Below are 22,156 nucleotides of genomic sequence, written 5' to 3' on the forward strand. Positions count from 1 at the left end.
ACGGGCTTTTTGCATCTGTCATCATTCTTCAAGGTACTTGCAACGCCACTATGATTTAATGTTCTATCCCGTCCAGTTTACAACGGCAGTAGCGCAACCGACTTGCGAGCAGTCAATTGCTCTACCATGGCAAGCCATTCTTGTGGTTTGTTAGGAAGCACTGCATAATATCGATTCAGGAAATCAGCCACTAGGCTTGCTGGCAGTTCACCAAGCGACTCATCACCTGGCATGAAGCACAGGTCCAAGCCGCCAACCGCTTCACCGTCACCTTGCCAAGATGGATGAACATATGGGAAGTCCAGACGCTGATATCCTAGATGGGACAGCACTTCGCGACGCACATACGGGTCCATCGGCTTGATGCCGCCAAACTCGTGATCCTGACTCAGATAAGGGTTGTAGATTTCGGCAAACATACCGAACAATTCTTTCCCGTTTGCTGCAGCCAGCTTTTGCAGATCACGCTTGCGGTGATTCGCCAGGAAACTGCCGATCCCCAGACCTTCACGCCCAATAATCGTGAAGTCCGTCATGGCTACGTTCCAGTCCTCGTAATAACGGTACTCCGTCGCTCCAACAACCTGTCCCTCATGTACAGCCACGAACACCCGAATACCCGGATCTTCCAGCGGTTCTTCCCATAGGGAGAAGTCCAGCACTTCTTCCCGCGGGAAAATCTCCTGCATCAACTTGTGCATTTGGGCAAACAATGGATCTTTAATGGATGTAATGCGCGTGAATTCCATGAATAAATACCCCCTCGATTGATAATGTATTTCATTTAACATTTCTTTATCTGAACGGATTCCGCCACTCCATCAGGGCTGCATAGTTGCAGGATTCCTCATCGTCCAGATAGTCTGCGGTCACACCAACAGGCATGCGGCCACAGCGAAGCAGGAACGATATCACCGGGTCACGCCTCTCTCCCGCTGCTACCTGATCCAGATATTCCTGCGCAGACAGTTGGTCTGCAACCAAATGATAACCGGGCATTCTACCAGCACCAAGTAACCGATCCATCCCCTGAGCGATGACAAGGTGGTACATCGCCTGCATCATAAGCTGAGCCAGTCCCCATTTGCGGTACTTTGGACGAACACAGAGATCAACAATATACAGCGTGTTGCCATCCGGCTGGTGGTTACGAATATAACCGTCATCCGTTACTTGGGCCCATGTATGACTTGCTGGATGTGCAGGGTCCCACTGCATCCGTAGCGAGGTCATTGATCCGGCCAACTCTCCATCGACTTCAATACAGATGGCACCCTCCGGGTAATGCTGTACATGACTGGTGAGCTGCTCGTGACTCCAGAGCAGTTCTTCCGGATAAGGAGGAGGGAAACTCTCCGCCTGAATGCCAATGAGTTCCTCAAAGTCGGCAGTAACATAATTGCGAACGACTGCCTTTACCCTTTTACCACTTCGCTCCGGATCGGTGATCAGCATTTCTTTGGTATACATGTTGCCGGTTCACCCCTTTCCACTGACAAAATGAATTCCCTACTCTGTTTCGCTTCGGTTTTAATTATGTGTTCAAAAAGGTCGGTTTTCAGTACCGAGAAGATGGGATGAAGCTAGAAATGGAGTAGCGGAGCGTAGGGAAGACTACGTGAGCAACGGACATTTCGGCTGAATTCCATATTCGATGCTGATGATGCCACTAGGCATCCTTCGTAATCAAAAGCGGGCTTTTTGAACAACCTCTATAAGGTTGCCTACTCCCAATCGGTATACAGATCAGTACGGCGGTCACGCCAGGTCGTTACCGATCCACGTTCACGTACCTCATACAACAAGTCCAGATCCAGATCGGCGGTCACGATCATATCGTTGTTAATCTCACCCTCGGCCAGAATGCCACGTGGCGGGAACGGAATATCATTCGGCGTAATAATTGCAGCCTGTCCATAGTTGGCACGCATGAAATCAACGGTCGGCAGGTTACCCACTGTTCCGGTTAACACAACATACACCTGATTCTCTACCGCGCGGGCATGACTCGTATAACGCACACGGTAGAATCCGTGACGATCGTCCGTACAGGAAGGACAGAAAATTACGTCTGCGCCTTTGGCTTTGGCCATCCGTACAATTTCCGGGAATTCAATATCGTAACAGGTCAGCATCGCAATACGGCCTTTGTCCGTGTCGAACACCTCAAGTCCCTCTCCGGGAGCCATGTTCCATTCCTGGACTTCGGTTGGTGTAATGTGAATCTTGTCCTGCCGCGCGATGCGACCATCCGGGTAGAACATGTGGGCTGTATTATACAGCTTCCCTTCACGGCGAATGACGTGGGTTCCCCCGATGACGTGCATGCCGTACTTGGCAGCGAGTGACGTGAACAGTTGTTCATATTGCTCCGTAAAGTTCGGCAGATCCTCAATTGTCAGTGCATTGCCTTGTTTGTCCCCAATGGACATTAACTGCGTTGTGAAAAATTCCGGGAACAGCACAAATTCGGTTCCGTATTCACTCGCTGTCCGTATGTAATGCTCAGCCTGAGCGGCGAACTGCTCAAACGAGCTGATTGTGTGCAATTGGTATTGTACAGCGGATACCCGCAGTTTCATGTTCGTACACCTCCATCATGATTATGCTTCCATTGTAACAACGATCCGGGGTCAACAAAAGAGTATTTACACTGGGCACTAGAATGGAACAACCTTCCTTTCGCTTCCCTTACTCACCCAGCATCGACTGAGTGAATCCAATCCACTCTCTCGTGGCAAATGAAAGATAACGATCCTTCCGCCAGATCATGCCGAGCTGCCATGGAATCACCGGTTCCACCACGGGTATAATGCGCACGCGCATATGGTCTACCTCACGACAGATCGTCTCCGGCAGTAAGGCTACCCCCAAATTGGCAGCAACCATCGCGCTGAGCAGATCCCACTGGGAGCTCTCATATACCACACGGGGCTGGAAGCCAGCATGCTGACAGGCCACAATAATCCGGTCATGCAATGCAAAATCCTCCCTAAACAGCACAAAGGCGTCGTTTTCCAGTTCATGCAGCGCGACCGATTCTTTTCCAGCAAGTGGATGTGAAGGGTGTACGAGCAGGTTCAGCTTCTCTTTCACAAACACAAAATGATCCAACAGCTCATCCACGGTTGGCAGTACGGCAACGCCAATATCCAGTGCACCACTGATCACATCGGCCTCTACTTTTTTGGCACCATCCTCAAACAGCTGAATGGTCACCTGCGGGTAGGCTTTGTGAAATTCACCAATGATCATGGGGAAAAAGCTTGATCCTACCATCGGCGGCAAACCAATCCGCAGATGGCCTTTCTTCAAGTTCATCAGATCGTCCAATTCGGACGACAGACTGCGGAATGATTTTTCAATCTCAAGTGCCTGCCGAAAAAACACATGGCCTGCATCGGTTAGTTCAACTTTCTTCCCATAACGGTCCAACAACGTGATACCCAGTTCCTCTTCAAGACTCTTGACCGTCTTGCTGATCGTGGGCTGAGTGATATACAGAACTTCGGCGGCTTTTGTGAAGCTCTGCTGCCGGGCAACTTCCAGAAAATATTGCAAATGGCGGATATCCATCGGTTGATACTCACCTCTCATAGACAAATGGAATAGTAAACATTCTTAATATGCATTTTACTCATGAAAGGAAGCCATGTAAAATTTGTGATATCAAATGAATCATTTTCATTTTCATAATAACTTAAACGATTACGTTGATTATACAAGGAGGGATTGAAGTGAAAAAATGGGGCCTTGGTATTGCACAAGTTGCGCTCTTAATGGTTTTTTCACTGCTCATGGACCTGCTGGCCCGTACTCTCCATCTTCCTGTACCAGGTTCAATACTCGGTATGGTTGTGTTATTCATTCTGCTTCAGACTCGTGTCGTGAAGTTGCGCTGGATTGAAGTTGGAGCTGCCTGGCTGCTCGGTGAACTATTGTTATTTTTTATCCCGTCAGCCGTTGGCATTATGAACTATATGCCCATGCTGGAGCATGACGGATTGCAAATTTTATTCATCGTACTACTTAGTACATTCCTGGTCATGTCCTGCACAGGCCTGGTGGCTACACGAATTGCCAAACGAAAGGAGCGTCACACCGGATGATTGGATTCCTCTGCCTGTTGTTAACCGTCGGTATCTATTGGGTTACCAAACGAATGTATCGCAATCTGCCTAAAGTATATCTGTCTCCGTTGCTCATTACACCGCTTCTTGTTGTTGGCATATTGCTTGCAACCGGAACGGATTATGCCACGTATAGCAGTGGTGGCAAATGGCTGAGTCTGCTTCTTCAACCGGCCACGGTGGCTTTTGCCGTACCGCTCTATACCTTTTTCCATGTACTCAAAAAACATATTTCCGAGATTGTCTTCAGTGTCATGACCGGTTCGGTCGTTGCCGTACTTTCTTCTGCCCTGCTCGCCAAATGGTTGCGCCTGGATTCCGGTCTCATTCATAGTCTGATCCCAAGATCGATCACCACCCCAATTGCCATGAACGTATCCGCCACTATCGGTGGCATACCCGCAGTGACAGCTGTTTTTGTTATTATGACTGGTCTGCTCGGAGTAATTATGGGCCCTTCCATCGTCAAAATGCTGCGCATCGATGGGGAGATTGCACGAGGCACACTGTTTGGAACCGGTGCCCATGGCACAGGGACATCCAAGGCGTTTGAACTGAGTTCCCTGACCGGTACCATCTCCAGCATCTCCATGGTGCTCGCTGCATTGTTCACTTTAGCGGTTGCACCCGTGCTTTCTAAACTTATTTTCCCATAATGGATGGAATTATCCACTTTTTTGAAATATTATTGTTGTATTAAAGCCCTTTCTTCCTTACAATAAGGACAGGTTTTTAATTGTGAATATTGCGGGGGAGATGCGATGAAAAGAACCGGAATGAAGAGATCTCTGGACCGTCTTGGACGAATTGTCCTTCCCAAAGAAATGCGGGATACGATGGAAATCCATATCGGCGATCCGCTTGAGTTTTTCATTGAAGGAAAAGAGTTGATTTTAAGAAAGTACAAATCAACATTATGTATTTTTTGCGGTGATGTAGATACGGAAATGTATTTCAAAGAACAATTCATCTGCCGGACTTGTGCAATTCAATTAAAACACCCGGATGACTCTCCCAACTGGTTCGTACCTCAGAACAAACAGGCTCCTGCACCCGTGGAGCGTCCTGCTTCCAAATCCGCCCCAGTCTCATCTCCCGCTAGGGAAGAAGGGACCACAGCTGACAACCAAGAATACCCGGACCTGCGGCCAAAGACGGCACGTATGCTGCAACAGATGAAAGAAATTGTTGAACAGAATCCCGGTTTGGCTCAACAGCAAATTGCGGAAAAGCTTGGCATCAGCCAAGGACGCGTCTCTCAATTAAAAAAGTTACTATAATCAAAATGGCATTTGATCATTTATAGTCAGAAGACCTTCCGATCAGGAAGTCCCGCTGCAAGAGAACCCGTTGTTTTTCGTGGGTTCTTCTTTTTTTTATATTCATATTGTAATGGAAAGGAGTTCTATGGATAAAATTCTGTATTTATCACAATTCGACCTCATGTCCTCCTTATCCGAGGCAGACCTGATTGAAATGGATGGGATGACTTCTATTACGACCATACCTAAAAACAGACAGATCCAGACACCCGATACGTTTACAGAAGGTTTCTATTTTGTAAAACGGGGAAAGGTCCGTTTATATACATTAAATCCGGAGGGCAAGCAGTTCACTCTCGATATTTTGACGGAAGGTAACGTGTTTGGAGAAATGAACGGAATCTCACTCGGAACACGCGCCGTTTATATCGAAACGATGGAGGAGTGTGATATTTGCCTGATGAACAAACAACGTTTTGAACAGTTTCTGATTGAACATCCAGAATTTATGATGAGACTGATGAACGTACTAAGCGAGCGGATCAAACGAATGAGCGAGTTGACACAGACGCTCGCACTCGGAAACCTGCATGAAAAGGTGATACATAATCTCTTCCGGCTGGCTGAACAGATGGGATGCATCGAAGAAGATGAGTACTGCCGGATTCAACTCGGGCTTACCCATCAGGAGATTGCCTGGATGGCAGGAGCCACACGGGAATCGGTTACGATTGTCATGCAAGACTTGGCAAAATCTGGACGTATTCGTACCGGATTCAAATCAGTCTCCCTTCATCGTGACGAAATCGCTACCCTTGGGAAAATCACGGCCAACTTGTAAGATGCCTTACATCCCTGTTCTCCAGCAAGTTGTACTGTATAACTCATGATGTTATACAACCAAGGAGGAGTATACCGTTGGATGCTAAACCAGATCTATTTATCCCTGAAGACATTTTTCTTCGCAAAGGTGCCCGTAAAGCAACGGAAATTCCTGAGCATATCCGCAATTGGCTACAAGCAGGACATATCGAATCGGTCAATCTGACCGAATGGCTGGCTGTAGATCATGTTTCTCTTTTTCAGAAGGTTACCCATGAATGGGGAATGGATGCCGAAACCAGAGCAATTACAGAGCAGTTAACACAGATGGATGAGCAGCGGATCATGAAAATCATCCCGGCCATAGCCATGCAATGGCTTGATCTGTTGAAACGTCCATCAGTCAATGAAAAAACGAATCTCTTTTGTTCCATTGCAGAGCATCGTGCAGACAGTGTTCGCTGCTGGGCGGCTTATATCATTGGGCTGGATTCCGGTCTGAACCTGACTGAAAAGTTGGAGCATATTCGGCCCTTTGCAGCAGATCATCACTTTGGTGTAAGAGAAATCGCCTGGATGGCTGTACGGGAGTCCATCTCTGCCGAATTATCCTTAGCCTTGCAGCAGTTAATCCCATGGAGCGTTGACCCTGATCCACTGATCCGTCGCTTTGCCATAGAATCAATCAGACCTCGTGGCGTCTGGGCCAAGCATATTCAGGAGTTAAAAGAAAATCCGGCCATAGCCCTTCCCTTGCTTGACGCGGTGAAATCCGATGCCCATAAGTATGTGCAGGATTCGGTAAGTAACTGGCTGAACGACGCCAGCAAGACCAATCCAGAGTGGGTGCGACAGGTCTGTGCCACTTGGACTCAGCAGTCGGATACCCAACATACACAGCGAATCGTTACACGTGCCACGCGAAGTCTTACATAAAAAAAGATGACCACCGCTCTCTGGCAGTGGTCATCTTCTGTATAGCATCCGCGTTTACATTCCTTTTGACAGGAATACCTTTTCCTCGGTAAATAGCCCAATAACGTTCCCTCTTATCTTTAACTTACGCCTGAATCGCGTCCATCTGGCCTTCTTCTTCCGCTTCCAATCTGCGCATACCCACAACCAGGACAATGATGTTAGCTACCAACAACACAGCCGGGAACGGAACAGCAGCGTATTGTGCATAGATCAGATGACTTCCCACGGCCCCAATCAGAATGAAGGTCAGTATGCCAGAAGCCAGGATGCGAGTCCGTGGAATCAGCAGTCCTACAGCACTAAGCAACTCCGCAGCGCCCAGCAGATACATCGTCCATGTAGGATAAGAGAAACTTTCGAAGGTCTGAATCATCATATCTGCCCCACTAATCTTGTTAAACCCCGTCATGACGAAGACACCTGCTAACACAACCAGAAAAACGTAACCCAAAATCTTGTTCATATGTAGATCCTCCTGTAACAAATTATATGTTCCTACTATGTAATGATTATTTTTGCTGCACATTGTAAAAAAAGAATCTATGTAAAAGTTCCCAAAGGTCACTCTGTTTTCAACCGTTCAGCCCAGTTCAATTTTCAGAATAGTACGCGTTCATATTATACGTATTATTTATCACCAACTTACTTTTGTGAAGTTAGTATATAATAATAATATAATTTCTTCAAGTAATTTTTCACTGTATGATGTATAATACATACAAAAGGTATGTTACAGTATATTTTGTAGTAACCCTCATTTACTTGGATGTCCTATATTCTTAAAGCGGCAGAAATCATGTCCTTTCATATACAACTTTGAAGAAAATCATTATGAATCGAGGTGAACACGTTGAAGCTGAAAAAAGTAAAATCACCAAGTCCCTGTATGATCACTCAAGCCATAGACATCATAGGCAAGAAGTGGGTACTGTTAATCATGTACCAACTGTTGTCCGGACCCAAGCGGTTTACGGAGCTTGAAGCAGAGATGGCGATCAGTGGACGACTTTTATCGGAGAGATTGAAGGAAATGGAGACGGAAGGTATCGTAACCCGACACATGTTTCCCGAGATACCTCCCCGTGTAGAGTATGAATTGACACCGAAAGGCAGAGCCATTGAACCTGTCATTGATCAGATCTACAGTTGGTCATCCGACTGGTTGAAACAGCAGAAATCCGAGTAGTTGAATTGCTACTTAATAATCTCTACTCAACACAAATACGCCTGAATCAGGCTGATCTGCGGATCATTCCCTGATTCAGGCGTATTTATATTACCTTCAACCTTTTAATGAGAAAGATGTTTTGAAGGCTGAAGCTGTACCGGCAGACCGGAATCTGCCGATGCCAGCGCCGCCGTCGTAATCTCCTGTGTACGGCAGGCATCCGCATAATCGGACAGAATTCGTGAACGGTCTCCCGTACGCAGGGCGTGAATGAACGCTTCATTCTCACGCTCGTATGGGTTATGTCCTGCCGGAATCTCCAGACCTGCCATCGCATGTGTTGCGGCACTTGGCAGAAGCAAACGTTCTGGCGTCCAATCCCACACACCTGCATCCGTGTAGAACTGGAGTCCTGCGCCGCCCTCTCCGTCTGGCAACAGACATGTATTGGCGATACTGGCAATCGCTCCACTTTCCAGCTTGAGCGTCACATTTGCCACATCGGCTACGGTCACATGTTCATGCTTCTCATGCATGCTTCGCTGAGCTGCTACAGCATATACCTCCGTAACTTCTCCTGCACAATACCGAAGCAAGTCTACAATATGTGTAGTCTGCTCTACGAATTGCCCTCCTGAACCGTCCTGACGCCGCCACCAGGCGACCCCTGGCATTCCGCCCATCCAGCGGCCAAGAGCCATGCCGACCGTCTGTTCTTTCATCGCTTGCCGCAGGACCTGCGCAGCCTCCTGATAACGGAAATGGTATCCTACAGAGGTTAACAATCCACTCTTTTGCACCTGATCCAACACCTGACGTGGAACGTCCATTCCAGTACTCAGCGGTTTCTCCACCAGGAATGGAATACCGCGGCGGATTAATTCGGACTCAATTGATCCGTGAGACATCGGAGGCACACAGATATACACCGCATCCAGCTTCTCACCATCCAGCATATGTTCAAGTTCCCCGTAACCAACAGCATCATAAACGAAGGCCATAGCCTCTGCCTTTTCGAGCGAAGTTCCACAGACACTCGCAACACGAACACCTTCCATCCGTGCGAGAATATCCGCGTGTACCTTACTGAACCAGCCTGTTCCAATGATTCCGATCTGTAATGTCATGGATGTAATCCCCTCTCTATGTTACACGCTTACATGTTCCATTCGACTCTCGATCTTGAAATCCTGCCTTAGATTTTGCCGGATGCTTCCAGCAACAGCTGATCCAGTTCCTGTGTATGTTTAACCACTTCCTCTTCTGACCAGTCCAAACGACCTGCCATATACGAGATAACTGCTGCTTTATAGCGACGAACTTCATCAATCCGGAAGAATAAATCACCTGTTCTTCGTACCAAAAAGTCAGATGGAGTTGCAGCCATCTCTTCATCAATCGCGTAATGTAGCATAAGCAATAACTCCTGTGGCATGCCATGAAGATCGGACTTGGTGCGTGGATCGGGCATTCGCTCATACAGTGCCTCCACATTGGAACCATACGTGCGAACCAGCCGCTCCGCAGCAGGTCGGGCAAGCCCGAGAGCAACACCGTCCTTGATCTTGCGCTCCGCATACGATACAAATCCAGCCGATCCCCCTACATCACCGCCGGAGATGGGCATCTTCTTCGTTACACAAGGGCCTATGGAATGTCCACTCTCCTGCTCCATCTGGCGTGCGACCAGATCAACAACCATCTCGGCCATTTTACGGTATCCAGTTAACTTGCCCCCGGCAATCGTAATCAGATTGGATTCGGATACCCAGACTTCATCTTTACGTGATATTTCGGAAGGATTCTTGCCTTCCTCATGAATTAGTGGACGTACACCCGCCCATCCGGATTCCACGTCCTCGGTACCAATGTGTACATCTGGAAACATGCCATTAACTGCATCAATCACATAATCGCGATCCGCGTCGGAAATTTGCGGGTGTGCGGGATCATCCTGATATACGGTATCGGTTGTACCTACATAGGTTTTGCCATCACGTGGGACAGCAAACACCATTCGACCATCTGGTGTATCAAAATAGACGGCCTGTCTTAATGGGAATCGTTCACCATCAAAGACCAAATGAATGCCTTTGGTCATCTGCAGCGTTTTCCCCTGGCGCGAACCGTCCAATTCCCGCAGACCGTCCACCCATGGACCGGAAGCGTTGATCACCTTGCTTGCTTTTAGCGTATAGATCTGCCCATCGATCTGATCCACGGCTTCAATACCTGTAATCTTGCCATTCTCCTTCAGGAAACCTTTCGCCTTAACGTAGTTCACTGCCTGTGCCCCACGTTTGACGGCTTCTTTCATAACTTCTATGGTGAGCCTGGCATCGTCAGTCCGGTACTCCACATAGAGTCCACCACCCAACAACCCCTGTTTGCGTAATAAAGGTTCACTATCTGACACCGCTCCAGCATTCAACATTTGGCGCCGTTCACTGCGCTTCACCCCGGCGAGCCGGTCATACACCATCAGTCCAATGGATGTGCTGAAGCGGCCGAACGTGCCAGCCGTATAGATCGGTAACAACATCGGTTCCGGTGTGGTCACATGTGGCCCATTTTCATAAACTACAGCCCGCTCCCGTCCTACCTCAGCAACCATCTTCACTTCATATTGCTTCAAATAACGCAATCCGCCATGGACAAGTTTGGTCGAACGACTGGATGTACCTGCTGCAAAATCCTGCATTTCTACAAGCCCCGTCTTCAACCCACGCGAAGCCGCATCCAATGCAATCCCTGCGCCTGTAATCCCGCCGCCAATAATCAATACGTCAAAATGTGCATTCGCCATATTTTGCAAATATTCGGTCCGTTGTGCTGACGAGAACGTTTCTGTCATTCTTGAACCTCCCATTGATTTCCTTAATATTTCCGTAAAAAAACAAAAAAAGGACCACGTCATTCGCTCAGCAATTGCTGAGCGGCACGTGGTCCCTCCCGATCTCCAGACATCATTTTTTTAACTTGTGCCTTTATCCTATCACAGATTTTTGACGGCGTGAAGTCCTGAAATGACACATTATTCAAAAAAAATTCAAAAAGTTGTTCTGCCAAAGGATGGAATTTCAAATGAATCCACTAACCTTGTTTTTTTCCTTATAGTGGATATATATTTTACCTTCTCCAGGAAGAATAACCCTGTAAATCATGCATCATTTTCCACCAGTAAATATCATTTATAACATATGTTTAGTTAAAAAGTACAAATACCCACACCAAGAAATATTCATTTCATTTCTTTTATTTAAAAGCCATTGCTGCATTCACTGCACGCTTCCAGCCTGTATACAGTTCTGTTCGTTGTTGCTCAGCCATAACAGGCTGGAAGACACGCTCCGTATTTTCATGATCCGTCAATTCATCCGCACTCGTCCAATATCCTACTGCCAATCCTGCCAGATAAGCCGCACCCAATGCAGTCGTTTCATTCACCGTTGGGCGTTCGACAGGAATGCCCAGAATATCACTCTGGAACTGCATGAGGAAATCATTGGCCGCCGCTCCTCCATCCACACGCAGAGCATGCACGGGAATACCCGAGTCGGATTCCATTGCCTCCAGTACATCTTTGGTCTGATACGCCAATGCCTCAAGCGTAGCACGGATAAAGTGTTCCTTTGTCGTGCCTCGGGTCAGGCCAAACACTGCACCCTTCACCTCACTATCCCAATACGGACTGCCCAGTCCCACAAATGCAGGTACCATATAAACGCCGTCTGTCGAAGGCACACGTAAGGCGTAATCCTCGCTATCTTTTGAAGAGCGAAGCATTCTTAATCCATCACGCAGCCACTGAACCGCTGAACCTGCAACAAAAATGCTGCCTTCGAGCGCATATTCAACCTTGCCATTCATCCCCCAGGCAATCGTTGTAATCAGTCCGTGATTGGATTGTACCGGGTTCTCTCCCGTGTTCATAAGCATGAAACAACCGGTACCATATGTATTTTTCATACTACCCTTGGTGTAACAGCCCTGACCAAACATCGCTGCCTGTTGATCTCCTGCCGCTCCCGCGATCGGAATCCGATGACCGAAGAAATGATAGTCTGTTGTGTGTGCATACACCTCGGATGAACCTCGCACTTCTGGTAGCATAGCCTTGGGAATGTCGAGGATATCCAACAATTCGTCATCCCATTGCAGATCATAGATGTTATAGATCAGAGTACGTGAGGCATTGGATATATCCGTGACATGTGTACCCCCGCTCAGTTTCCAGATCAGCCAGCTATCAATCGTACCAAACAGCAGTTCACCCTTCTCTGCCCGCTCCCTGGCACCAGGGACATGATCCAGAATCCACTTCACCTTTGTTCCCGAGAAGTAGGGATCGATCAGTAACCCTGTTTTACGGCGGAAAAGGTCCCCGAGACCCTGCGTCTTCAATTCTTCACAGATGTCTGCGGTCTGTCTGGATTGCCATACCACTGCATTATAGATGGGTCTGCCTGTTTCTTTGTCCCATACCACAACGGTCTCACGTTGATTCGTAATTCCAATTCCGGCAATCTGAACAGGTTTGATTCCGCTTTCTGCCAGACATGAAGCCATCACGGCAAGAATGGAACTCCAGATTTCATTGGCATTCTGCTCTACCCAGCCCGGTTTGGGGAAATATTGAGGGAATTCCTGCTGTGCAATGTGCACAATCTCCCCGCCACGGTTAAATAGAATAGCTCGGGAGCTTGTTGTTCCCTGATCCAGAGCCAATATATATTTTTCCATACAGCCAACCTCCTGTTGTGGGTTCTTTTTAAGGTGTAAGCGATTTCTCGAAGTGTCGGATCAGATCTGCGTTGGATGTGGTCACTGCCGTAGCCCCGACGCCAAGCGCAAGTTCAACCTCTTCCGGTGAACGGATCAATCCCCCTGCAATAATGGGTATCCCTGTACGCACAGACACTTCCGCAATAATATGCGGAATGACGCCAGGTAATACTTCAATATAATCCGGTTGGGTTTTGGCCAGCAGCAGATAACTTTTCTCCAGTGCATGGGTATCGAGCAGAAAAATACGTTGAATCGCTGTAATGCCTTTCTGCTTTGCCTTCTGAATGACACTCGCTCGCGTAGAGATCAGTCCTGCCGGGCGAATGTGCTGACACAGATACTCTGCCGCATACTCATCATTCTTCAATCCTTGGACCAGATCTGCATGCAAAAGTATCTTTTTGTCGTACCGCCGAGCCTCGTCCATTACACTCTGAAGCTGTGCAATATGCGTTTCCAGCATCACCCCATAGGTATAAGGGCCTTCAATCATCGCTTCAAACTGCTTCATGCTCTTTGCAGCCGGCAATATACGTTGTCCCTCAAATGGCACCTTGGTTCCTCCCGCATTCATCAGATGACTATATTGTATAATCCGCACTGCGGGAACGGCAAGCCATTCCGTGAATCAGGAAAACCTGATCGCTACCCTATCATCCATAGCAAAAAGCCGCTGTTGTACTTCTCCATAACAGAGAGTACATCAACGGCTAGCCATCTATTCGTATACGTCTATAAATAATGATTAACCCTGCGCATGCGGAAGCAGCGTCTCTGCCCCAGCCCAACCATCACTTTCTGCCAAATGACCGGAACGGTTCACTTTCGTTTGCAGATATTTCTCGTTGAAAGCAGAGCGATCTCCCCATAGTGGCACACGTCCGCCCACATTTAATCCCGCTTCCTGCAAAGCAGCCAGCTTCCGTGGATTGTTGGTGATCAATGTAACCGGTGCGGAGCGAAGTGTACGCAGCACAGCAATCGCATCGTCATAATTACGAGCATCGTCTGTGAATCCGAGTTGCAAGTTTGCATCTACCGTATCCAGACCTTCTTCTTGCAAAATGTACGCCATGGCTTTGCTGAACAGACCAATGCCACGTCCCTCATGGTTCGCAAGATAGAACAGTGCACCCGCTCCGTGAGCGGCGATCATTTTCATGGATTGCTCCAATTGGAAGCCGCAATCACAGCGTTTGCTGCCAAAGATGTCGCCTGTATGACAGATGCTATGCATCCGGATCAGCGCTTCTTGTGCTTCAGCAAAGTCACCATACACCAGAACACTGGATTGTTGACGCTCTGCCAGTTCAGCCTCAGCAAGGGATTCGATTAACTCGCCGCTCTCCATCGCTTTGTCTGACTTCATCCAGCTATACCACTGGAATGTCTTGGTCTCCCCATCAAGGTTTACCGGGAGCTTAATCGGTCCCACGAGGTATATGAACTCTTTTCCACTCGGAAAAGTCTGAATTTTGGGGGCAAGCAGTTGAATAATATGTGAATTGATCATTGTCGTTCCTCCTGTTTAGGCCAACTTGTCTGTTGATTGATTCGCATCCAAAGCGAAAATGGATCACTTGGACGTTATATAGTACGTATCTATATTATTCTCATCATCATTAGTTACTTTATGTAAGTTAGTTTAGAATAAAAATTATAATGTGTCAAGTAACTTTTATTTTTAAAGTAACTACCCAATTTATGTTACGCAATTGACACAAATATGTGTTTCATTTTAGGAATATTGGGTATGAGTTTATAAACTGCTCATACACTAATGTTGTAGTCCAAAGCACTTCATGCCTCGAACTTAATGATGAGGGGGTAATACACATGATCCGCCGGAAAAGAACATGCTGGACAGCCATACTGATGGTCTGCGTCCTGCTCATAAGCGGATGCTCCATCTGGCCCGGACAGGACGATTCAGCGAACAACAAAAAGGTAGCGCTTACATTATGGTACTGGAATCGTTCCATCGATGATAAGTTGATTGCCAGGGCTAAGGAAAAGTTCCCCAATATCGAACTGACAGCTCAGAAAATCGGCGGTGATTTCAAAGCAAAACTCAAAACAACACTCGCTGCACGCTCAGGTGAACCAGACATTGTAGCATTGAACGACTGGATCATGGAGCTATTCCCCAGTGAGGACCGTTTCTATAATCTGTATGATCTCGGTGCAGGAGATATTGAAGACCAATATCTACCGTGGAAATGGAAGCAAGGCGTTACGCCAAGCGGACAGATGATTGGTTTTCCGATGGATACGGGCCCAACAGCCCTCTTCTACCGAGAAGATCTGTTCAAGGAGGCCGGATTGCCATCTGATCCCGAGGACGTTACACGCCAGATCAACAGTTGGGATGCATATGCTGCTGCCGGAGAACAGCTCAAGGAAAAATTCGGAGGCAAGGTTTTTCTAACCGACAATATTGCAACCGTTTACAACCAAGTCATATCGCAGTCTGCGGAGCGTTATTTCCGGCCGGACGGGTCCTTTATCGGCATGGATTCCCCTATTGTGGGCAAGAGCTGGGATACAGCCGTTGCTTTCAAAGAGAAGGGACTGCTAGCCAATGCAGATGGCTGGACTCCAAGCTGGAACGCCGCGATGAATAATGGCGAAATCGCCTCTTTCGTGGGCGCTGTCTGGATGAAACAAGTTCTTCAGGAAGCCGCTCCGGATACATCCGGGAAGTGGCGGGTCGCTCGGGCACCAGGGGGAGATGGCAACAACGGAGGATCATTCCTGTCCATCCTGAAGTCGAGTGAACATCCTCAGGAAGCCTTTGAACTGGTTCGCTGGTTGCAAAGTCCCGAAAATCAACTGGAGCAATATCAGACATTGAATCTGTTCCCTTCTGCACCAGGTGTGTTTGATGATCCTGCCATGAAAGAAAAAGAACCTTTCTTCGGTGGACAGGCGACAGGACCTGTATTTGCCGAATCGGCACAGGATGTGCCGGATGCTTTCTTTGGCGAAAGATATCCATCCGTACACAACATTATCACCCGGCGGCTGAATGATGTCGCGAAGCAAAATGCCGATCCACAGCAGGTCTGGACAGATACGGTACACCGCGTCGAGCGGGAATTGCAGCGTTAACCTGAAGAACGTGTGGTTTCGTTATCCGCAAAGGAGGAATTCATATGGCTGTAACTGAACCTCGTCTTACTCCCGATCCCGGAAATGCAAGACCTGATCTGGATCGGCAGAAGTCACTATGGGCGAGAATGTGGGAGCATCGTGCACTCTATGTTGCGATATCGCCGTTTTATATTCTGTTTGCGGTATTTGGGCTGTTCCCAATCGGGTTCTCACTCTATCTGGCTTTTCATAAATGGGATGGCATCGGTGTCATGACGTTTAACGGACTCAACAATTTCAAATACATGCTGACCGATGCCGAGTTCTGGCAAGCCGTGGGCAACACGTTCATGATCTGGATCTATTCGACGATTCCGATGCTCTTCTTTGCCCTGATTATTGCCTTTTTGCTGCATGCACCATTTGTGAAGTTCCGTACCCTGTTTCGGGTCGGTTATTTTCTGCCAAACGTCACATCCATCGTGGCGGTAGCCATTATCTTCGGTGCTTTATTTGCCAACAATTATGGCTTTCTCAATTATCTGTTGCAGTCGGTCGGGCTACCGGTTGTGGAGTGGCTTAATGCACCATGGGGCATTAAAGTCGCAATCTCCTCCATGGTGGTCTGGCGCTGGACCGGATATAACGCCGTCATCTATCTGGCCGGACTTCAGAGTATCCCGCAGACATTATACGAAGCGGCCAAGATTGACGGCGCCTCAGCGATACAGTCCTTTTTCCGAATTACAATTCCGATGTTGCGTCCTGTGATCCTGTTTACGGTCATTACATCAACGATTGGCGGTATGCAACTGTTCACCGAGCCACAAGTATTGGTAGGCAATGACGGTGGCGCAGGTGCAGCAGGCATGACGATTGTACTGTACCTCTACCGTGAATCCTTCATTAACAATTACTTCGGATATGGCGCTGCCGTTGGTTGGGGCATGTTCCTCATTATCGCCCTGTTCTCGATTGTGAACTGGAAGCTTGTTCAAGGCAAATCATCCTGATGTGATAAGGGGGAGCGCACATGGCGACCAAACACCTCAAATCGCTGGTGTTGTATATCGGTCTTATCGGGGGCATGCTCATATCCATGTTCCCGTTCTATTGGCTGATTGTAATGTCTACCCGGACAACGTCCGATATCTACAAGTTTCCACCCCAGCTCTGGTTCGGGGGCGAATTGTGGAATAATATTACGCGGGTGTTACAGCAGATTGACTTCTGGGGAGCTTTTCTTAATACGTTGTTTGTGTCAGGCCTCGTGACCATTCTGGTGCTGTTTTTTGACTCACTGGCGGGGTTTGCGTTTGCGAAGTTTGAATTTCCCGGCAAAAAGTGGCTCTTCATCTTGCTGCTCGCAACCATGATGGTACCTTCCCAGCTGTCGCTGGTGCCTTCCTTCGTACTCATGGCTACGTTCGGTTGGGTCGGTTCCTTCAAAGCTCTCATTATTCCGGGCATGGTGAACGCCTTCGGCATCTTCTGGATTCGCCAGTATGCCACAGAGTCCATTCCCAACGATCTGCTGGATGCGGGCCGCATCGACGGCTGTAATTTCTTCCGACTATATTGGAACGTGGCGCTGCCAATCCTGCGACCTGCCTTTGCTTTCCTCGGCGCGTTCACCTTTATCGGCGTATGGAATGATTATCTGTGGCCTTTGATCGTCCTGACGGATGAACGCAAATACACGTTGCAGATTGCGTTGTCTCAATTAAACGGGTTGTATAACACAGACTATGCCATGGTTATCGCTGGTACGTTGCTTGCCGTCATTCCACTCATCGTTATGTTCCTGTTCATCAGCCGTCAGTTTATTTCGGATATTGCCGCAGGAGCAGTGAAGGACTAAGATTATGGCATTTTGATCCATCCCTTAAGTCTGATATTCTTATCTATAGATGAAATAACAGATGCCATATAAGTTGGATGAATAGCACCACGTGCACGAAGGGGACAGAAAGAGCCTGAAGAAATGGAGTTAAAAGCTTTCCAGAGGAAAGCTACTTCGAAAGCATATGCTTCGCATTTACGCGATCGGAAGGCTTTCTGTACCCAAAGTGTTAACGTGTAAAAGCATTCATTCACTTATATATTTAAGAAAGAGGGATGACAAAATGGCTTCTTCACTCTATATGATCGGCGTAGATATCGGCACGACCTCCACCAAGGCCGTCTTGTTCGAACAGAACGGAACCATTGTGGCTCAAGGCAGTGCCGACTATCCGCTATACACCCCCACACCTGCGATTGCGGAGCAGGATGCGGAAGATATTTTCAAAGCAGTCATCGAGTCCGTTAAACAGGCCACTTCCAAAGCGGGAGTGAAGCCAGAGGACATCCTGTTTGTATCGTTCAGCTCAGCCATGCACAGTATTCTGCCTGTCGATCAACACGGCAAACCGCTGATGCGAGCCATGACTTGGGCAGATAATCGCAGTGCCGAGTGGACCGAAGCACTCAAATCCGAGATGAATGGTCACGAAATCTATCTGAGAACAGGTACGCCGATTCATCCGATGTCCCCTCTCACCAAGATCATGTGGCTCACCCGGGATCAGCCTGAATTGTTCAGACAGACGCACAAATTCATATCCATGAAAGAATATGTTTTCTATAAATTATTTTCTGAATACGTCATTGATCACTCCATGGCCTCCGCAACCGGACTCATGAATCTGGAGAAACTCGACTGGGATGCTGAAGCGCTGCATGTAGCGGGCATTACGCCGGAACACTTGTCCCGATTGGTCCCAACCACACATGTGCTGAAACATGGGTTGCACCCGGAGTACGCCAAGGAGATGGGCATTGCGGTCACCACACCATTTGTCATCGGTGCAAGTGATGGTGTGCTCTCCAATCTGGGCGTGAACGCCATTGATCCGGGCGTCGTGGCCGTGACCATTGGTACCAGTGGAGCGATTCGTACAGTCGTAGATAAACCGGTGACCGATCCCAAAGGACGCTTCTTCTGTTATGCGCTCACGGAGGATGCCTGGGTCATTGGCGGACCGGTGAACAATGGCGGTGTTATTTTCCGCTGGATTCGGGACGAGTTTGCAGCTTCCGAGGTGGAGACTGCGAAACGACTTGGCATCGATCCATATGAAGTGCTCACTCGTGTCGCAGAAAACGTACCTCCGGGTTCGGAAGGTCTCTTGTTCCATCCGTATATGACGGGTGAGCGGGCTCCGCTCTGGAATCCCAATGCACGGGGTTCGTTCTTCGGCCTGACGCTGCATCATAAGAAAGAACATATGATTCGCGCCGCGCTCGAAGGTGTGTTGTTTAACCTGTACACGGTCATGCTGGCAATCGAAGAAAAGATTGGCCGTCCGAAAAAAATTCAGGCGACAGGCGGCTTCGCCCGCTCTGAGTTGTGGCGCCAGATGATGGCCGATATTTTCGATCAGGATGTCATCATCCCCGAAAGTATTGAAAGCTCCTGTCTCGGCGCAGCCGTACTGGGCTTGTACGCTCTTGGCCGCATCGATTCCCTGAGTGCCGTCTCCGGCATGATCGGATCAACACATCGGCACCAACCAGACCCGGACAGTGTCCGTGTTTATCGGGAGTTGCTGCCCATCTTCATCCGCATCTCCCGCAAATTCGAAGAAGAGTATGCGGATATCGCTGCCTTTCAGAATAAGACGATGCAGGGATAAGGGCGGCAGTAGATTGCATGTAGGATGACCGGAGAACGGGACGGTGTGAGGGCTAGAAGGTTAAAAGCCTAGGATGTTGCAACACGTTGGACGGTCAAAAGTTGAGATGGAATAGCTAACGAATCGTAGACATCTTATATGAGGTTTATAGCATGTTTTCAAAATCTAACGAACCTGAGCCACCTTATATCGGCTTACATGGGCACAAAACTGCTCTAGAACCTAATATGTAGCCAATTAACGTGTCTGTGGTTCGTTAGAAATTTATTTTCTCCAAATATCCTCCAATAGCGCGTCACAGGTTCGTTAGAATTAATACGAGATATCGTAAGTTAAAGAGACCCACCCCGCCATGGTTATGTCCATATGGGAATGGGCTTTTTTTCATGCACAGACTATATAAACTCTATTTAGATTGGATCAAATTTATCTCTCATCATACTTGGAGCTTCCCTTTATGTTCTATTAAAGTATCCAGGGGTCGCCACAGCAACCGTCCTAAAATAGAAAAACCTCTTTTCCAGTTCCTGATTCTCTGGCGTAAACTCGGTCAGAAACTCAACTGAATTCATCATTTCTTCGGTCATCACGCTAGGTCTCCACAAAGCCAATTGGATGTCTTTGAAAATAAAAGAAAATCCCAACTCCGCATCGATGTCTCGAGTATATGGTGTCTTACTATCTATTAGCTTAACGAGATCATCAGCCTTTGTTCGAAAAACATCAATATTATCATATGTAAGGACAACATCAGATTCATCAGGTGGATAATCGTGTGGATTAGTTACTTCAATGAAATAGAGTTTATGTTCCGAATCATACTCCATTTGGTTGTAGAGCTGACTAATCTCCGGGGTGATGCACTCAATGATCTCTTCTACCTCTGATTTACTCATTCCCAACTTAAATGGTCCAATACCGACCATCGGTATGACCTCTAAAGGTTCCATGACGTTTCGGTTCCCAACTTCGTTCATGTAGTTCACTCCTCTTTATTCCAACAAATAAGAATTATAACGTTCATCCCTTTATTCTAATCCTACCCTAAAAAGAATGATTGAGCATGTTGGGTATAACAAAACCCCACAGCATGAAAAAGCGGTGGAGTTAAGGTTTCCTATCTTTTATTGATTCAGATTTCTAACAACTATAGAACTGAAATCCTAGATTTTAATTACTGATTATACTTGCTGAACGCATTCTGATCGGCCTGTACATTCTCCAGATACACAATCTGCCCCGCATCATTTACACGTGCGATATCGATGCCTGCTTTGGCATATACCGTTCCGTCTGCCGCTTGTCCGCATACCGCCCAGTTCGTTTGGTAACTGCCGTCGGGCTGTTGCACCCACGCATCCCACATATGTTTTACATCCTTATTGTATTCGTAGAAAGCTTTCATAAAACCATCGAATCCTGTTCGGCTGGTGCCGTTAAGCACAATCTCTGCGTCAGGTGTAAACAGAGACAATAAGTCCTGCATGGCGCGCTCGTCTGTACGTGAAGCATCAAATAAACGGAAATAGTTGTTCAACAGTGTAGTGGTACTCATTTATATTCCTCCTGAAATAAAAAGCCGTTTTCCAATCTTTCAATTCGAATTTTTTCGAACTAACTGAAAAGAAATGTAACATACTTCTTATACTGCCTGCAAGAGATAGTTCGAAATATTTCAAACATTGAAAGAGAAAGCCGAATATGCTAACGTCATAGATATGAGAACTCCAACGATACCTATGGCTTCGGAATTGAAGCTGACCACGGTCTGCAATGCATTGGGCGATCCGATCCGCATGAAAATTGCACACTGTCTGGCCAGTTCTGGCGAGAAAAACTGCTCCGCCTTCGAAGTTGACCATATTTCCAAATCCACGTTGTCCCATCACATCAAAATTTTACGTGAAGCTGGCGTGATCCAGCCACGCATTGAAGGTAAACAGCACTTTTATTCCCTACGAAAGGAAGAATTAAACGTACGTTTTCCAGGCCTCGTCGACATGATTCTGAATACAACCGAGGAATACGTAACATAGGCCCCAGATAAATTGAATTAACCCTTTAGACAAGAACGTAGAGGGGAGAAATAACCTGAAGAAGCGGAGCTAAAAGCTTTCTGCAAGAAAGCTGCATCGTAAGCATACGCTATCACCAGAATTTCACCTTTTAAAAGTAAATCGAAAATTCGGGGGATAACAGCGATCGGAAGATTGTTCTGTCATCGAAGTGGCAAGGATA

General features: G+C 47.5%; 23 protein-coding genes. 11 read left to right on the forward strand and 12 right to left on the reverse strand.

Annotated elements, in window-relative coordinates:
- Positions 1–77: 77 nt before the first annotated feature.
- The 4 genes from MHI55_RS29285 to MHI55_RS29300 all read right to left on the reverse strand — a co-directional run bounded on the left by MHI55_RS29285 (position 78) and on the right by MHI55_RS29300 (position 3,576).
- Positions 78–749 (reverse strand): GNAT family N-acetyltransferase, encoded by a 672-nt coding sequence (locus tag MHI55_RS29285; RefSeq protein ID WP_149846850.1) that lies wholly within the window; start codon positions 747–749, stop codon positions 78–80.
- A 46-nt stretch (positions 750–795) separates the two neighbouring features.
- The gene (locus MHI55_RS29290; protein WP_339190813.1) at positions 796–1,470 is read right to left on the reverse strand and encodes a GNAT family N-acetyltransferase; all 675 of its coding nucleotides are present in this window, start codon (positions 1,468–1,470) and stop codon (positions 796–798) included.
- A 254-nt stretch (positions 1,471–1,724) separates the two neighbouring features.
- On the reverse strand, positions 1,725–2,582 hold the full coding sequence (locus MHI55_RS29295) for a carbon-nitrogen hydrolase family protein (protein ID WP_036612939.1): 858 nt from the start codon (positions 2,580–2,582) through the stop codon (positions 1,725–1,727).
- 109 nt (positions 2,583–2,691) lie between these two features.
- Positions 2,692–3,576: a LysR family transcriptional regulator gene (locus tag MHI55_RS29300; RefSeq protein ID WP_047840818.1), complete on the reverse strand. Its 885-nt coding sequence runs from the start codon at positions 3,574–3,576 to the stop codon at positions 2,692–2,694.
- A gap of 161 nt (positions 3,577–3,737) precedes the next feature.
- On the opposite strand from MHI55_RS29300, the gene MHI55_RS29305 reads away from it, so the two are divergent.
- The 5 genes from MHI55_RS29305 to MHI55_RS29325 all read left to right on the forward strand — a co-directional run bounded on the left by MHI55_RS29305 (position 3,738) and on the right by MHI55_RS29325 (position 7,150).
- The gene (locus MHI55_RS29305) at positions 3,738–4,109 is read left to right on the forward strand and encodes a CidA/LrgA family holin-like protein (RefSeq protein ID WP_017691758.1); all 372 of its coding nucleotides are present in this window, start codon (positions 3,738–3,740) and stop codon (positions 4,107–4,109) included.
- Complete coding sequence (locus tag MHI55_RS29310) at positions 4,106–4,786, forward strand: CidB/LrgB family autolysis modulator (protein WP_076251772.1); 681 nt, start codon at positions 4,106–4,108, stop codon at positions 4,784–4,786. The genes MHI55_RS29305 and MHI55_RS29310 overlap by 4 nt, the downstream gene beginning before the upstream one ends.
- Positions 4,787–4,891: 105 nt before the next feature.
- Positions 4,892–5,410 carry an AbrB/MazE/SpoVT family DNA-binding domain-containing protein gene (locus MHI55_RS29315; protein ID WP_036612972.1) on the forward strand — a complete coding sequence of 173 codons (519 nt, stop codon included), beginning with the start codon at positions 4,892–4,894 and terminating at the stop codon, positions 5,408–5,410.
- Between the two features lie 127 nt (positions 5,411–5,537).
- A complete protein-coding gene (locus tag MHI55_RS29320) occupies positions 5,538–6,233 on the forward strand; it encodes a Crp/Fnr family transcriptional regulator (RefSeq protein WP_101313514.1) in 696 nt (231 codons plus the stop codon).
- 77 nt (positions 6,234–6,310) lie between these two features.
- Positions 6,311–7,150, forward strand: coding sequence for a DNA alkylation repair protein (locus MHI55_RS29325; RefSeq protein ID WP_257467778.1), 840 nt, complete (start codon positions 6,311–6,313; stop codon positions 7,148–7,150).
- A 124-nt stretch (positions 7,151–7,274) separates the two neighbouring features.
- Here the strand turns inward: MHI55_RS29325 and MHI55_RS29330 are convergent, their stop codons facing one another.
- Positions 7,275–7,655 (reverse strand): DoxX family protein, encoded by a 381-nt coding sequence (locus MHI55_RS29330; protein ID WP_051447288.1) that lies wholly within the window; start codon positions 7,653–7,655, stop codon positions 7,275–7,277.
- A 423-nt stretch (positions 7,656–8,078) separates the two neighbouring features.
- Here MHI55_RS29330 and MHI55_RS29335 point away from each other — a divergent pair, with 423 nt between their 5' ends.
- Complete coding sequence (locus tag MHI55_RS29335) at positions 8,079–8,378, forward strand: helix-turn-helix domain-containing protein (protein ID WP_026081419.1); 300 nt, start codon at positions 8,079–8,081, stop codon at positions 8,376–8,378.
- A 104-nt stretch (positions 8,379–8,482) separates the two neighbouring features.
- Here MHI55_RS29335 and MHI55_RS29340 read toward each other — a convergent pair whose 3' ends face one another.
- The 5 genes from MHI55_RS29340 to MHI55_RS29360 form a co-directional block, all read right to left on the reverse strand.
- On the reverse strand, positions 8,483–9,487 hold the full coding sequence (locus MHI55_RS29340) for a Gfo/Idh/MocA family oxidoreductase (protein ID WP_339190809.1): 1,005 nt from the start codon (positions 9,485–9,487) through the stop codon (positions 8,483–8,485).
- Between the two features lie 68 nt (positions 9,488–9,555).
- Positions 9,556–11,214 carry an FAD-dependent oxidoreductase gene (locus tag MHI55_RS29345; RefSeq protein ID WP_340387931.1) on the reverse strand — a complete coding sequence of 553 codons (1,659 nt, stop codon included), beginning with the start codon at positions 11,212–11,214 and terminating at the stop codon, positions 9,556–9,558.
- 401 nt (positions 11,215–11,615) lie between these two features.
- Entirely contained in the window at positions 11,616–13,103 is a 1,488-nt protein-coding gene (gene glpK, locus MHI55_RS29350) for a glycerol kinase GlpK (RefSeq protein ID WP_076251780.1), read from the reverse strand.
- Positions 13,104–13,131: 28 nt separating this feature from the next.
- Positions 13,132–13,701, reverse strand: a complete 570-nt coding sequence (locus MHI55_RS29355) for a glycerol-3-phosphate responsive antiterminator (protein WP_026081418.1) — start codon at positions 13,699–13,701, stop codon at positions 13,132–13,134.
- Between the two features lie 192 nt (positions 13,702–13,893).
- Positions 13,894–14,661 carry a GTP cyclohydrolase II gene (locus MHI55_RS29360; RefSeq protein WP_315372491.1) on the reverse strand — a complete coding sequence of 256 codons (768 nt, stop codon included), beginning with the start codon at positions 14,659–14,661 and terminating at the stop codon, positions 13,894–13,896.
- 362 nt (positions 14,662–15,023) lie between these two features.
- Between MHI55_RS29360 and MHI55_RS29365 the strand changes: the two genes are divergently transcribed.
- The 4 genes from MHI55_RS29365 (at position 15,024) to gntK (ending at position 19,918) form a co-directional block, all read left to right on the forward strand.
- Entirely contained in the window at positions 15,024–16,259 is a 1,236-nt protein-coding gene (locus MHI55_RS29365) for an ABC transporter substrate-binding protein (protein WP_047841063.1), read from the forward strand.
- Between the two features lie 128 nt (positions 16,260–16,387).
- A complete protein-coding gene (locus MHI55_RS29370; RefSeq protein ID WP_036613110.1) occupies positions 16,388–17,254 on the forward strand; it encodes a sugar ABC transporter permease in 867 nt (288 codons plus the stop codon).
- Positions 17,255–17,274: 20 nt separating this feature from the next.
- The gene (locus MHI55_RS29375; RefSeq protein WP_339190802.1) at positions 17,275–18,102 is read left to right on the forward strand and encodes a carbohydrate ABC transporter permease; all 828 of its coding nucleotides are present in this window, start codon (positions 17,275–17,277) and stop codon (positions 18,100–18,102) included.
- Positions 18,103–18,367: 265 nt separating this feature from the next.
- Positions 18,368–19,918: a gluconokinase gene (gene gntK, locus MHI55_RS29380; protein WP_339190800.1), complete on the forward strand. Its 1,551-nt coding sequence runs from the start codon at positions 18,368–18,370 to the stop codon at positions 19,916–19,918.
- A 455-nt stretch (positions 19,919–20,373) separates the two neighbouring features.
- Here the strand turns inward: gntK and MHI55_RS29385 are convergent, their stop codons facing one another.
- Together MHI55_RS29385 and MHI55_RS29390 are read right to left on the reverse strand one after the other, a co-directional pair.
- Positions 20,374–20,895, reverse strand: a complete 522-nt coding sequence (locus MHI55_RS29385) for a hypothetical protein (protein WP_339190799.1) — start codon at positions 20,893–20,895, stop codon at positions 20,374–20,376.
- Between the two features lie 197 nt (positions 20,896–21,092).
- Positions 21,093–21,473, reverse strand: a complete 381-nt coding sequence (locus MHI55_RS29390; RefSeq protein WP_076209652.1) for a nuclear transport factor 2 family protein — start codon at positions 21,471–21,473, stop codon at positions 21,093–21,095.
- A gap of 163 nt (positions 21,474–21,636) precedes the next feature.
- On the opposite strand from MHI55_RS29390, the gene MHI55_RS29395 reads away from it, so the two are divergent.
- Positions 21,637–21,954, forward strand: a complete 318-nt coding sequence (locus tag MHI55_RS29395) for a metalloregulator ArsR/SmtB family transcription factor (protein WP_339190796.1) — start codon at positions 21,637–21,639, stop codon at positions 21,952–21,954.
- The last annotated feature ends 202 nt before the right edge of the window (positions 21,955–22,156 follow it).

The organism is Paenibacillus sp. FSL E2-0151 (assembly GCF_037993015.1).
GTDB classification, from domain to species: Bacteria; Bacillota; Bacilli; order Paenibacillales; family Paenibacillaceae; genus Paenibacillus; species Paenibacillus amylolyticus.